Raw genomic sequence first — 12,864 nt, forward strand, 5'->3', positions numbered from 1 at the left:
GCGGCGACTATGCTGCCCGTGGCCTCGTTTTCTCTCTGCGTCATGCCATCCATCATAAGACACCGATATCGAATGGCCCGTGCGTGAGCTACGTGACAATTGACCACCATACGTAATGTATGTAATATAGTTACATTCGTTACTGTTTTAGTTACATTTAGGAGGCAGTTCATGTCGGAGCAGCTGATAACCCGTTCCGAAGCCGCGAAAATGATGGGGAGGACACCGGGATACCTCGCAACGATGGCCTATCGGAAGAAGGGGCCGCGCTTCATCCGCATGTCACGTAGATGCGTGATGTATGACCCGAACGACGTGAGGGAATGGATCGAATCCCACAAGGTTGAGACCGAGGAGTAACCGTGCTGGACCAGAAGAGCGCCGGGGCGGCACGCGAGTTGACCGGAGCGGCGGACGGATCGGACGGCTTGGTCTTCAAGTTGGAGAGCCGAGCGGATGTGCACGTCACCAGCCTCTACTACATCATGTATCCGTGGCTTGTGAGAGGCGGGCTCAATGTGCTGTCCGGAGCTGGGGGCAGCAGGAAGACGATGTGGGCGCTGTTCGTTCTCGCCCAGGCCACACGGGGGCTTCTGAAGGATGAGAACGGCGACAGGGTTCCTCCGATGAAGGTGCTCTACGTCCACCAGTACGAGGACGTGCCCGAGTCGATCATCTATCCCAGATTGGATATGATGCATGCGGACTCGTCAAAATACCGCCTGTTCTCGATGAAGCAGAGATCACCGATAGACGGTTCCCTCATTCCCGCCTATCCACAGGCTGAGGAAATCAAAAAAGGGCTTGAAAAAGCCGTTCTCGAATGGGATCCGGATTTCATCATCATCGACCCGATTACCCTTCTCATCGATGGGGACACGAATTCGAGAAAGGACGTGCAGCCCGCTCTTGTCTTCTGCAACGCCCTGGCTCAGGCGAAACGGCCGAGGGCCATACTCGGAATACACCACTGGAACAAGGCAGGGATATTCTCCGGAAGCCAGAAATTCGAGGACACCTCGCGTTCGTTCATGGATATAGCCGTTGACCCAACAAAACCGGAGTCGTCCATCGTGACCATCGGGAAGGCCAACAACAATGGGAAACGTTCGATGCGAATCATATCCGTCACCCGCCCGTATACCTTCGACGACGGCAATGTAAGGAATATCCAGATCATCGAAGGAATGGAGGACACGGAACTGACGGTGGATGCAATCCGTCAGATAAGAGCCAGCGGCGATGATACGGATGATGTTCTGGAGCAGGATGCATGGCTCCGTGATTATCTGGGAAGTCACGGGCGAAACGGGGCACCGAGAAAACAGGTGATTGAAGAGGGGGCGAAGAACGGATTCTCCGAATCACAGCTTAAACACGCGCTAAACCGGATAGGTGGGAAATCGCAACGAGTGCGGAAAGTCGGGGCGGGATGCCTCTGGGTACTACCGCAGAGACAAGAGCCATAAGAAGAAAGCTGCCACCAAAGCCGTTGGCGTCCAGACAAGACCCGGAATCGGGAGGGTGCAGGAACGTGGACGGTTCAAGACTTTCCCGACTGCTTGGTGGCGTCAAAGACCATGTTAATCAGGCACTCCACGCCATTGATATCGGTTCCAATCTTGACGCAACGCTCCCAGAGATCCTGCTGCATCCCCTTCCGCAGCTCAGCCAGCTGCTCTTCCCATTTCTCGGTGGAGGGGAACAACGCGTAATTCCCGAGCAGTTCGCTCTTCTCTCCCTGGGGGAGCATCACATCAAGGTCGTGCGGCAGCACAGGACCCCTGTGGCGTCTAGCGGCGAGTCTGCGCCGGTTCGGCCGACCATCACGTCGTGACAACCGGTGCTCGAGGTCTATGACGCCCTTCTCTTCGAGCCTCCTCGCGGCCCTGCGCAGGCTCGAAGCCTTCGACGACGGGGTGGAATCAGAGATGAGGTAGACCCACTTGCCGGGATGTCTGTCAAGTATCGTCAGGATCTGGCTCTCCCTCGAAATTCGATGGCGAGGCATAAACGACCTCCATAATGTTCCATGAAGCATTAATTTAATGTTTCATGGAACATTTTAAGCCAATTAGTTCGACATCAAGTCTTTCCAGTCATATCCAGCCACCCTCCAACGCAGTAGCCGGTGTGCTTTTCGTCTGGTTTCCGTGATGGCGTGGCTCTCGTGGCCCTCGTGGCCCTCGTGGCCCTCGTGGCCCTCGTGGCCCTCGTGGCCCTCGTGGCCCTCGTGGCCCTCTTGGATCATTGGTGGCCCTTTGGCTCGAGGCTCCACCATCCGTGGTCCAACCGGTTTCTGCCGTGGTGGTCCTCGTTCCAGATGCGGTCCACGACCTGGACCATGTCGATGACGGTGCCTTGGTCGTCGGCGTGGTCCAGGTCCGCGGTGTAGGCGGGCCAGTCGTCTGGCCCGATATCGGGCCAGAGGGCCACGAGCCTCGTGGATCCCTCTGGCTCGATATCGGGGTCGATGGTCCAGGGCCTGGCATCGATCCATCCGGTGAGGTCCGCGATCCGGTCCATGCCGTTCCGGCCGATATCGCGCGCGAGGGCCACGAGCCATTCCTCGCGCCAGTCGACCAGGATCATGGGCGTGAGAGCCATGACCTCGATCATGAGCCTGACCTTCCAGTAGCATTCCTCCACCGCGGCCCGGTTGGCCTCGTCCGCCTTCCGGTTGCGCTCCCTCACAGCGCGAACCAGGCCCTTCGCCGCGAGAGCCGCGTCCCTTCTCGCTGCCAGCAGCTCGGCCTCGGCCCTCATGCGACGCCGATACTCCCTTTCGTCCTCTCGGCGGTGAGCGTCCCGTCTTTCACAGATTCGGTGCACTCTCCTATACCCGGGCTTCCTCCTGTACATCTCCAGCACTTCCAGCCCGCATACGGGGCACACGGGAGGCTTTTCCACGCTGTTTTCATCGTTCATGAGCCTTCCACCCGAGCCTCCTGCGGACCCCGTTCGATATCGTTTCCCCGATATCGGGGTCGAAACTCACGAGGGACGCTAATTTCGTTGGAATTCCGCCGAAAGGCGGTGCCCTGAAGGGCATGGGTGCAAGAAGTGCATGTCGTTTGATTTTGAGGTTGGGTTCTCTTATTTTGATGGATTTTTCTTTGTGATGTGGTTTTGATTGGCTGTTCTTGTTGTTTGGTTGGCTTGTCTGTGTTCTTTTGGTCTGGTTCTCGCTGTTGTATTGGTCTGGCTTGTTTCCTTTGGGATGGTGCTTTTCTTCACTCCCCTGACATGACCCCGTTGGCCTTCGTTTTCTCCCGGTGCCGGAACGCTCCGGCTTGTCGTCTGCGCCGGGGTGTTGGGATGCCGTTGTCCGCTGGTGCGTGATTGTTCGCCCGATGCCTGCGGTTTCCTGTTTATGCCACGTCATCGCATGCCCGCGTTTCCGTTTCCGACCTACGGCAGTTGGATATGCCAGCTGCCGCGCGAAAGCCCTACGGCCTGACGGCCTCCGGTCTGCTTTCGCTTGCCTCCAATATTCCTCGGTTCCAAAGCGTAAACAGCTTTAATTCGTTCTGAATGCGAAAACGCATACGAACACTACAGAGCCAAATATGTACTAATTGCTCTATATGTTGTTATTACTTACTTTCTTGGTGTTCTGATTGGTGTTCTGATTGCGTTCTGAATGGGCTGATTGTTTAGAACACGTTCCGTTTCGGAGTCATTCACTTTTTGATACAGATTTGATACAGATAGACGTGATTTACTATGCTTTGCGTCATATATGTAACATATGAAATCCTTGATATGGCGGGGTTTTACGGAATCACGAAGCCACCTTCACGAGTTCGACTCTCTCTGGGGGTACTTCAACGAAAAGACCTCGACCAAACGGTCGAGGTCTTTTCGTATGTTCGCATGCGTATTGCATCGCGGCACACATGGTACTGATTACACACAGTTGGGGAACATATGGCACAAGAACAGGAAACATCCGCCGAGCCCACTTCACCCGCCAGCAATCGAGCTGAGAGCCGCGGCACCGGCGCGTGCCTTACTGCGTTCAAAACCGCGTTCCCGCTCACCATTCCTATTTGCCTGGGGTTCCTGTTCCTAGGCGCCTCATACGGCATTCTGATGGGCACCAAGGGCTTCTCCTTCGTGTGGCCCATGTGCATGAGCGCGTTCATCTTCGCCGGCTCCATGGAATTCGTCACCGTGAACCTGCTACTCTCCGCGTTCAACCCGATTGCCGGTTTTCTGCTGGCGCTGATGGTGAATGCACGACACTTGTTCTATGGCCTGTCCATGCTGGGAAAGTTCAAGGGACTTGGCTGGAAACGCCCGTACCTGATTTTCGGCATGTGCGATGAAACCTATGCCATTAACTCCACTGCGCGCATCCCGAACACGGTTGACCGCGGCTGGTTTTATTTCTGGGTGACCGCGCTCAACCAATGCTATTGGGTAACCGGTGCCACGGTAGGCGGCATTATCGGCTCGCATCTGCCATTCGACACCACTGGTCTTGATTTTGTGCTGACCGCCCTGTTTCTGGTGATTTTCCTCGACCAATGGATTGGCGGCAAGCATCGCGAACGAATCTCCGCTGTTATTGGCGTGCTTGCCGCACTCGCATGCCTCGTGGTATTCGGCGCGGATGATTTCATGATCCCCGCATTGATTACCATGCTGGTGTTGTTCACTGTGCTACGCCCTCATCTGGATACGCTCAACATCGAATCTGCCGACAACGCCGGCGATAGTGGCAATGAGCAGCGCGCTCATGCACAGGGTAAGGAGGTCCGCTAATTATGACTATGACCATCTGGCAAGGCATATTCACCATCGTGGCTGTTGCAGCTGGCACTATGCTTACCCGATTCCTGCCGTTTATAGTGTTCCCCGAGTCCAAGGAACCGCCGCGGTTCATCAGTTATCTCGGTGCCGTACTGCCTTATGCAATGACTGGTCTGTTGGTGGTATATGCGCTGCGCAATACGCCGATTCTCACCGGTTCTCATGGTATTCCTGAGCTGATTGCTTGCGCGGTGATTGTGGTACTGCACTACTGGAAGCGCAATATGCTGCTTTCGATTGCCAGTGGCACGATTGTGTACATGCTGCTCGTACAGCTGGTGTTCTGATTGTTTTGATGCGTAGATACCGAAAAAGGCTCCATATGGAGCCTTTTTCATTGCATCAGTTAGTTTGCATCAGTCCTTGAGCTGCTTTTCCACCCAATCAACGATGTAGGGAGCAACTTCTTCGATCTGGTCGATGGCGACCTCAAACTCATGCTGGCCGCCGTACCAGGGGTCGACCAGATCGATCTGATCTTCGCGGCCCGGCTTCGGCTTAGGCAGGTTCGGGTCGAAACTGCGGTACATGTGCACTTCGGCGCGCTTGCCAGCCGGCAACATGCGCAGCAGGGCGCGCATATGTGAAGCGGTCATCGGCAGGAACAGATCCGTGCGATTGATTTCATCACGAGAAATACGGTGCGCGAAATGGTCACGCGGAATCTCATCGCCATAACCGCGCTCACGCAACACGCGCACAGCGCGAGGATCAATCGGATGGCTCCATTCCTCATCGGATACGCCGCTGGATTCCACGTTCACCTTATCACCCAGACCACGTTCGTTGAAGAAGTGGCGCAGGATAATCTCTCCCATTGGAGAGCGGCAAATATTGCCGGTGCAAACGGTCATGACGGTATAAGGATGGGTCGTGGTGCTCATCGGCTCTCAATCTTGTTGTAATGCGGCCCGATAGGCCTTGTACTACTTGGTTTTCGTCAGAATGAAGAACTGGTAGGACGCAATACCGCAATCGGGATTGGCTGGCGTAAGCTTCTCCCCTACTTCAGCTTCCTGCCACAAGCCAGCTTCAATCAGCGACTTCATATCAGGAGCGTAGGAGTCGGCATCCACCTGAGCGTCCAGCAACGTTATGTATGCCTTATTGGCGAACGGCAGTGCCTCAGCGAACAGCTGAGCCCCACCAATCACCCAGATTTCAGAACGATCCAGACCGTCATCCGGAATCGCTTCCTGACGGGCGAGGTCAAGGGCATCATCAAGGCTCGTCACCACTGTGGCACCGGGGGCGCTGTACAGCGGGTCGCGAGAGACAACGATATTGTCTCGGTTCGGCAGCGGACGATACTTCAATCCCAATGATTCCCAGGTCTTACGACCCATAATCACCGGGTGAGAGACGGTCAGCTCCTTGAAATGCTTCATGTCTTCGGCGCAATGCCATGGCATGCCACCGTTAAAGCCGATGGCACCCGGACGACCTTCTTTGTCTCGTGCCTCAGCCCAAATCAAATTCACCGAAAAGGTCTTGGGGAAATCATCTCCCCAATCCTCTTCGCTAGCAGACAGCCCGGCAGATCCGGGCTCGGGTTCGTGATAGCCGCTACGGCTACTGTCATGCTCCATTTCGCTTTACTCCTCCTGGAATTCACGGAACTGGGCTTTAGTGTAGTTGATGTGTCAGACTGCCGAACCATCAAAGGAACAGTCCAGTGGACTGTTCCTAGGTGAGGTGAGGCCCCGCACCACAAGCGGGGCCGAAGGTTGCGGGCTGACGAAGTCAGACCGCAACGGGTGCTTTGATGGTGGGGTGATGCTGGTAGCCGACGATGGTGAAGTCTTCGTACTGGTAGTCGAAGAGCGAGTCGGCCTTACGGATTTCAATCTGCGGGTACGGATACGGCTCGCGGCCCAGCTGTTCCAGCACCTGCTCAATGTGATTGTCATACACATGGCAATCACCGCCGGTCCAGACGAATTCGCCCGGTTCAAGACCGGCCTGTTGAGCCATCATCAAAGTCAGCAGCGAATAGGACGCCACGTTAAACGGCACGCCCAGGAACATATCGCAGGAACGCTGATACAGCTGGCAGGAAAGTTTGCCATTGGCCACATAGAACTGGAACAGTGCGTGGCACGGAGGCAATGCCATGTTCTCCACTTCAGCCGGATTCCAAGCGGAAACTACCATGCGGCGGGAATCCGGATGGTTCTTGATCAAATCCATCACATTGGCAATCTGATCGATGGTGCGGTTCGGATCGTCAGGCGTGGGAGCCGGCCATGAACGCCATTGCGCGCCATACACCGGACCCAAATCGCCGTTCTCATCCGCCCATTCATCCCAAATATGCACATTATGCTCCTGCAACCAGCGCACATTGGTAGAACCCTTCAGGAACCAGAGCAGCTCATATGCCAGGCCCTTGAAAAACACTGTTTTGGTGGTCAGCAGCGGGAAATAATTGGAAATATCAAATCGCATTTGCTGGCCGAATAAAGAAATGGTGCCAGTGCCGGTACGATCGGATTTCAACGTACCTTCGGTCAAAATCTTACGAACCAAATCCTCATAGGGCATAGGGATGCCGGTTTGAGGACGAGCGGGAATACGCGAACGGATTTCTGCAAGTTGTTCTTCGGTCAAAGCCATGCCCACCATGGTAGCGGCAGGGGCTCGACCTCGACGAGTCTCGTGCGCCATGAACGACAACATATCACGCTAACAGTGGACCATACTGCCCGAAAAGCCGCACTCGAGGCATAATGGAACAGTCAATCAATGCCATGAGATGCCGTAAGGAGGCACACTATGGGTAAGCGACTGTGGGTGGAGCGCAACAAGGACGGTTCATGGGATGCGTTCAGCGATGATGGCGCACATATCAAGTTCGGCAAGGACCGCGGTCAGTTCACGCCCGGCGATCTGATGAAGGTGGCTCTGGCCGGTTGTGCAGCGCTGTCCAGCCAGTTCGCCATTGAGCACACGCTCGGCGAAGGCAAGGGCGCCAAGATTGTGGTAGATGGCTCTTACGATCCAGAAAATGACGCTTACACCGGCTTTGACGAACAGGTTGTAGTAGATGCTTCCGATGCCGGTCTTTCGGATGAGGATGCCGAAAAGCTCAAGGAGCGTATTACGCGCCATATCGATAAGGGTTGCACGGTAAAGCACACTTACGTGCAGGAAACCCCCGTGCGCATGAATGTGACTATCAAGCGCTAAGCACGAGACAAAATAGGCTCCCACCAGCGGGAGCCTATTTTTATTCATGCAGACCTTTACTGACGCTCAGGATCGATAGTCTTTTCGATCTGCTGAGCGACTTCCGGCTCGGCCTTGTCGACCGGAATTTCCTCGACGCCGGCAATCTCCTCCAGCGACTTGGTCGGCACTTCAGCCGGCGAGCTTGGCACCGTATCAAGACGAGACTCTGCAGCCTCCACATACTTGCGCGGCACCACATATACCGGGCCCACAGCGTGCTGCAGCAGGCCTTGGCTGGTAGAGCCAAGCAGCAGGCCGGTGAAGCCGCCACGACCGCGAGAGCCGACTACAACAACATCATGGTCATAGCTGGCCTTGGTCAAAGCGCTCACTGCCGGACCGGACACAATACGCTTGTTGATCTTCAGGTTCGGATGAGATTCCTGCAGAGGCTTGATGCGCACTTCCAAATCATCCTCATAGGACTTCAACACATCATCCTCACCGTCCACACCCTTCAGGTTTGGCACAGCGGAGAGCACATCAAGCTCGGCATCCCAGCACGTGGCGAAGTCGGCGGCAATCTCCAGAGCCTTCAGACCCCACTTGGATTCATCGGAACCGACTGCCACCTTGGTGATGGTGTTGTTCAAATGCATCAGGTTGCCATCATCATCGGTGTACGGCACCACGACGATCGGGCAGTATGCATATGCCGGCAGCGAGGACGAAGTAGTGCCCAACAGGCGTTCAGCCAAACCGCCCTTGCCACGGTTACCGATAACAATCAGGTTGTAGTTGCGGGAAAGTTCCACGAACACGGATGCCGGGTCCCCGGTCACAATCAGCGTGGCTGCTTCTACACCCTGTTCGTCTGCGATGGCCTTGGCCTTGGACAAAATCTCCTGAGCATCGGAATGCGCGGCGTTATCGTCCCCCATCGCCGTGTATGTAGCATCAAAGGACACAGCAGCATAGCTGGGCAGGGAATACGCACAGACAATCTGCAGCGTGAGCCCGGCATGCTTGGCATAATTTGCGGCCCACCATGTTGCCTTATAGCTCGCATGCGACCCGTCAACACCGACGAGAATGGCCTTGTCGTTAATCATGACGACCTCCTTGAAGTTATTACGGCATCAATACCGCATAGCTCCAACAATACCCCGCGACACTCGCATTAGCCGGTAACGAATATGCAAAATCGTTCACAAAAACAGTGAGCTGGGCCATAATCACGACCATAAGCAAAGGGCTCTGCAACCATGTTTCCATGCTCGCAGAGACCTTGCATCAAGCTTTATCAGCTGAAAAAACTTACGGAATACGCACCACAGTGGTGAGCTTATTCGGAAGAGTGCCAGCCAATGCCACTACGCCACCGGTCCAGCCACCGTGAATGGCCTTACCGCCGCCAACATACAGTGCCACGTGATCATAGTGCACGCCACCGTTAGTACCATTGGTGTACTTGTAAATCAGAATGTCGCCAGGCTGCAGAGAACCGTCAGTCACCACATAACCGCCCGGCACATTGACATATTCTTCAGGCCAACCATGGAAGCTGATACCACGTGCAGCAAGCGCCTGAGTCACAAGTGCCGTGCAGTCCATGTACGAGCCAATCAGCGAATATGCACGATCAATTGAAGCAGCAGCACCGGCAGAAGCTTCGGTACCCGAATCAGAGTAGCTCAGCGTAGAACGGGAGTCGCTACGGCTGGCTGCCTGAGATTGAGTTTGAGTCTGTTCAGAGGCCTTCTTTGCGGCTTCTTCCTGAGCCTTCTTTTGAGCCTCAGCATCCTTCTCCGCCTGAGACTGGGTCTGCGGAACGTTCAGACTTTCCACATCGCCCCAGCTGGCGTCGCTGTCCACATCCGTAGAAGTGGCTTCAGCGGTGAAATCCTTACGCACCTGCGTATATGCGGGGAAGGATTTGGTGGAAGTGACGGTTGTTCCCTCCGAAGCTGCAGAAGCAGCCGGAGCGAAAGCAAATAGGCAAGCAGCTGCGGCGCACACCGCCACCACAGAAGAAATCACAGATTTGGTCTTCATAGAGCCCCCACTTTACACTGCACCACTTAACAAGCCTTGCTCAGAGCGGAATGCCAGACCATGCAAGAGCACATGTTCTCCGGCGTGTCGCGCAGCAAAGTCAGCATAACCACTGCTATACGAAAAATAAATAAAAGAATCATCTCAATGCCGGCAAGCAATACCAGCAGCGGAGATCAGTAATGAATGTACTGGAACGTGCTTGCCTGCTCGGCGGTGAACGAACGGCTGGAGATTACACCCAAACCCTTGTAGTTGGATTCGGAAATCTCGATGGAACCGTCGGAATTCACCTTCTCCACCACGCCGACATGGCCGTAATAGGAATCAGCATTTTCCTGGCCAGGTGCAAACACCACTACATCGCCAACATGGCGAGGCGTGTTATCCACCCAGTATCCGCGAGAGCTTGCAGAGTTGGCCCATGAACGGGCGTCACCGAAGCTACCGCCAATCGGCAATCCCAGCTCGGTACGGCGCTGGTATGCATACCAAGTGCACTGACCCCACGGGTAGGTGTTCTGATTCTTGCCAGCATCGTGATTCGGGTTGAAGCCAGCGGGCAACGAACCTTGATCCTGGTCCATCAGAGCAGCCACTACAGCATTATTAGCCGTATTACGGTTCATCAGATTGGTATCCAATGATCCATCGGAATTGCTCAAATCCCAGCTGCTGGAAGATGAAGCCGAAGTGGACTGCGTATTAGACGAGCTTAAATCCGTACGAGCCTCGGAACGGGAAGCCGAACCTGCATCGCTCACACGCTTGATCTGCGTAGTTGTAGTGGCGTTATCAGCAAGAGTCAAATCTTCTTCAGGGCTAGCGAAAGCCATGGCACCAGCTGCAGTGCCCACCAAAGCAGCCAACGAAGCGGAAGCCAGAATATGGCTGCGGCGTTCGGCAGCACGTGCAGCTTGACGAATGGAGCGGCGAGTCTGCGGAGCGATCTCGTTAATCTTTGCGGCTACTGCGGGATCCAGACCCAGCACGGCAGCGTCATCACCAGCAGACTGTACGGCACGAACAGCACGGATGGAATGCCCACCCTTGCCGGAAGCGAATAGCGCTTTCGCTAAGCTAAACTTCTGGCGCGAAACCTTGGTCGCTTTATGCGAAGCATGCTTCATACTTAATAAACTCCTTGAATGGCTTACCAGCCACGCTTCATAATCAAGCGCGCTGTACCGGCACTGCCCACTACTGTACAACAGATATGAGTCATTCGGGAATCGATTGCCGGTTTCTGAGGTTACGTCAAACGATATACCTGGGTCTCTACCGAACTGAATCAATCCGGTAATCGAGCAGACTCTGGTGTTCTTCGCACTTACTGATTACCCTTGTTTCCCGTGACTATGACAGTAAAGATTCCTGATTCCATAAAGCCTGAAGACGGCCGTTTCGGCTCTGGCCCCAGCAAGGTGCGCGCAGAGCAGGTTGCTGCGCTCGATGCCGGCGCAACCACGCTTTTGGGCACCTCTCACCGTCAAGCACCAGTGAAGCAGCTTGTCGGCTCTATTCGCGAAGGACTGCATGATTTCTTCCGCTTGCCTGACGGCTATGAGATTGCTTTAGGCAACGGTGGCGCCAGCGCATTCTGGGAAATCGCCTGCGCATCTTTGATTACCCGCCGAGCGGCATTCGGCACCTACGGTTCGTTCAGCTCTAAATTCGCCGCATCCGCTGCCAACGCACCATTCTTGGAAGAGCCGGTAATCTTCTCATCGGAACCCGGCACATACCGACTTCCTGAGCTCACTGACGATGTGGACACGTATTGCTGGGCGCATAATGAGACCTCCACTGGCGTTGCCGCACCAGTGCGCCGCATTCCCGGCAGCGAACAGGCCGGCGCCTTAACCGTTATCGATGGCACCAGCGCAGCCGGAGCACTGCCTGTGGATATCAGCCAGACCGACGTGTACTACTTCTCTCCGCAGAAGGCTTTTGGTTCCGATGGAGGACTCTGGATTGCCGTTCTCTCCCCTGCCGCCATCGAACGTGCTGCAGGAGTGGAATCCAGCGCCCATTTGGATGGCGCACGCCGTTGGGTACCGCCATTCCTGTCGCTGACCAAGGCATTGGAGAATTCTCGTAAGGATCAAACACTGAATACGCCTTCCGTGGCGAACCTTATTCTCATGGAAAATCAGGTTCGTTGGCTCAACGATAACGGCGGCCTTGATTGGGCCACTACACGCTGCGCGAAATCCGCTTCGCTGCTGTATTCGTGGGCCGAGCATTCTGATTACGCGCAACCGTTCGTCTCAGATCCTGAAGCACGTTCACATGCTGTGGTCACTATTGATTTGGATGAGCGCGTGCCCGCCAATCAGATATTGGCATTGTTGCGCGAAAACGGCATTGTGGATTGCGCCGGTTACCGCAAGCTCGGCCGCAATCAGCTGCGCATCGGCGTGTTCCCCTCAGTGGAACCTGCGGATGTGGTGAATCTGACCAAGTGCATCGACTACGTGGTTGAGCAACTGTAAATTCAGCACCTATTAAGGAAACGTAGTAAAGAGGAATGTTTGACGTTCCTCTTTACTACAGTCTGTGACTATGAAGTTTGCGCCTATTATCGATCCAGCCGTTCGCAAACCCGCCCCTAAGCCGGTGCGGGTTGATTTGCGTAAGGTTTTTGGCATCGGCACCGGCCTGTGGGCTGTGGCGCTTATCGTCGCCCTGATTCTCACGTCCTTAGGGCACGGCACAGAATCATTGGTTATTTTGTGCGCGTCCGGCGTCATCATCGGACTACTGCTGCTTATCTGGGAATTCTTCGACCGCTGGGACTATCGACGCTTGGGCCTGTAG

15 protein-coding genes are annotated in these 12,864 nt (G+C 55.0%); 7 read left to right on the forward strand and 8 right to left on the reverse strand.

Translation table 11 applies throughout. From position 1 onward, the window contains the following. The first annotated feature begins 171 nt into the window (after positions 1 to 171). Complete coding sequence (locus AC1AY0_RS02575; RefSeq protein ID WP_101626202.1) at positions 172 to 360, forward strand: helix-turn-helix transcriptional regulator; 189 nt, start codon at positions 172 to 174, stop codon at positions 358 to 360. Between the two features lie 2 nt (positions 361 to 362). Further along, positions 363 to 1,469 (forward strand): AAA family ATPase, encoded by a 1,107-nt coding sequence (locus AC1AY0_RS02580; RefSeq protein WP_476524498.1) that lies wholly within the window; start codon positions 363 to 365, stop codon positions 1,467 to 1,469. A 74-nt stretch (positions 1,470 to 1,543) separates the two neighbouring features. On the opposite strand, the gene AC1AY0_RS02585 is transcribed toward AC1AY0_RS02580, so the two are convergent. Together AC1AY0_RS02585 and AC1AY0_RS02590 are read right to left on the reverse strand one after the other, a co-directional pair. Further along, a complete protein-coding gene (locus AC1AY0_RS02585) occupies positions 1,544 to 2,011 on the reverse strand; it encodes a hypothetical protein (protein ID WP_476525743.1) in 468 nt (155 codons plus the stop codon). Between the two features lie 236 nt (positions 2,012 to 2,247). Further along, positions 2,248 to 2,928 carry a hypothetical protein gene (locus tag AC1AY0_RS02590; protein ID WP_476524495.1) on the reverse strand — a complete coding sequence of 227 codons (681 nt, stop codon included), beginning with the start codon at positions 2,926 to 2,928 and terminating at the stop codon, positions 2,248 to 2,250. Positions 2,929 to 3,930: 1,002 nt separating this feature from the next. Between AC1AY0_RS02590 and AC1AY0_RS02595 the strand changes: the two genes are divergently transcribed. Further along, positions 3,931 to 4,770, forward strand: a complete 840-nt coding sequence (locus AC1AY0_RS02595; RefSeq protein ID WP_476525745.1) for an AzlC family ABC transporter permease — start codon at positions 3,931 to 3,933, stop codon at positions 4,768 to 4,770. 2 nt (positions 4,771 to 4,772) lie between these two features. After that, positions 4,773 to 5,105: a branched-chain amino acid transporter permease gene (locus tag AC1AY0_RS02600; RefSeq protein ID WP_476525747.1), complete on the forward strand. Its 333-nt coding sequence runs from the start codon at positions 4,773 to 4,775 to the stop codon at positions 5,103 to 5,105. A gap of 69 nt (positions 5,106 to 5,174) precedes the next feature. Here the strand turns inward: AC1AY0_RS02600 and AC1AY0_RS02605 are convergent, their stop codons facing one another. From AC1AY0_RS02605 to AC1AY0_RS02615, 3 genes are all read right to left on the reverse strand, one after another. Continuing rightward, on the reverse strand, positions 5,175 to 5,702 hold the full coding sequence (locus tag AC1AY0_RS02605; protein WP_476525749.1) for a low molecular weight protein-tyrosine-phosphatase: 528 nt from the start codon (positions 5,700 to 5,702) through the stop codon (positions 5,175 to 5,177). Positions 5,703 to 5,744: 42 nt separating this feature from the next. Further along, positions 5,745 to 6,407 carry a dihydrofolate reductase gene (locus AC1AY0_RS02610; RefSeq protein ID WP_476525751.1) on the reverse strand — a complete coding sequence of 221 codons (663 nt, stop codon included), beginning with the start codon at positions 6,405 to 6,407 and terminating at the stop codon, positions 5,745 to 5,747. Positions 6,408 to 6,561: 154 nt separating this feature from the next. Continuing rightward, the gene (locus AC1AY0_RS02615; RefSeq protein ID WP_476525946.1) at positions 6,562 to 7,362 is read right to left on the reverse strand and encodes a thymidylate synthase; all 801 of its coding nucleotides are present in this window, start codon (positions 7,360 to 7,362) and stop codon (positions 6,562 to 6,564) included. Positions 7,363 to 7,593: 231 nt separating this feature from the next. Between AC1AY0_RS02615 and AC1AY0_RS02620 the strand changes: the two genes are divergently transcribed. Further along, positions 7,594 to 8,007: an OsmC family protein gene (locus AC1AY0_RS02620; RefSeq protein WP_033889839.1), complete on the forward strand. Its 414-nt coding sequence runs from the start codon at positions 7,594 to 7,596 to the stop codon at positions 8,005 to 8,007. Between the two features lie 56 nt (positions 8,008 to 8,063). Here AC1AY0_RS02620 and AC1AY0_RS02625 read toward each other — a convergent pair whose 3' ends face one another. From AC1AY0_RS02625 to AC1AY0_RS02635, 3 genes are all read right to left on the reverse strand, one after another. Then, positions 8,064 to 9,101, reverse strand: a complete 1,038-nt coding sequence (locus AC1AY0_RS02625; protein WP_476525753.1) for a universal stress protein — start codon at positions 9,099 to 9,101, stop codon at positions 8,064 to 8,066. Between the two features lie 205 nt (positions 9,102 to 9,306). Further along, on the reverse strand, positions 9,307 to 10,044 hold the full coding sequence (locus tag AC1AY0_RS02630) for an NlpC/P60 family protein (RefSeq protein ID WP_476524418.1): 738 nt from the start codon (positions 10,042 to 10,044) through the stop codon (positions 9,307 to 9,309). 176 nt (positions 10,045 to 10,220) lie between these two features. Continuing rightward, complete coding sequence (locus tag AC1AY0_RS02635; protein ID WP_476524419.1) at positions 10,221 to 11,174, reverse strand: CHAP domain-containing protein; 954 nt, start codon at positions 11,172 to 11,174, stop codon at positions 10,221 to 10,223. Between the two features lie 222 nt (positions 11,175 to 11,396). On the opposite strand from AC1AY0_RS02635, the gene serC reads away from it, so the two are divergent. Both serC and AC1AY0_RS02645 read left to right on the forward strand, forming a co-directional pair. Beyond that, a complete protein-coding gene (gene serC / locus AC1AY0_RS02640; RefSeq protein ID WP_476524421.1) occupies positions 11,397 to 12,539 on the forward strand; it encodes a phosphoserine transaminase in 1,143 nt (380 codons plus the stop codon). A gap of 70 nt (positions 12,540 to 12,609) precedes the next feature. Further along, positions 12,610 to 12,864 carry a DUF2530 domain-containing protein gene (locus tag AC1AY0_RS02645; protein WP_476524422.1) on the forward strand — a complete coding sequence of 85 codons (255 nt, stop codon included), beginning with the start codon at positions 12,610 to 12,612 and terminating at the stop codon, positions 12,862 to 12,864.

The organism is Bifidobacterium sp. LH_416, from assembly GCF_056357055.1.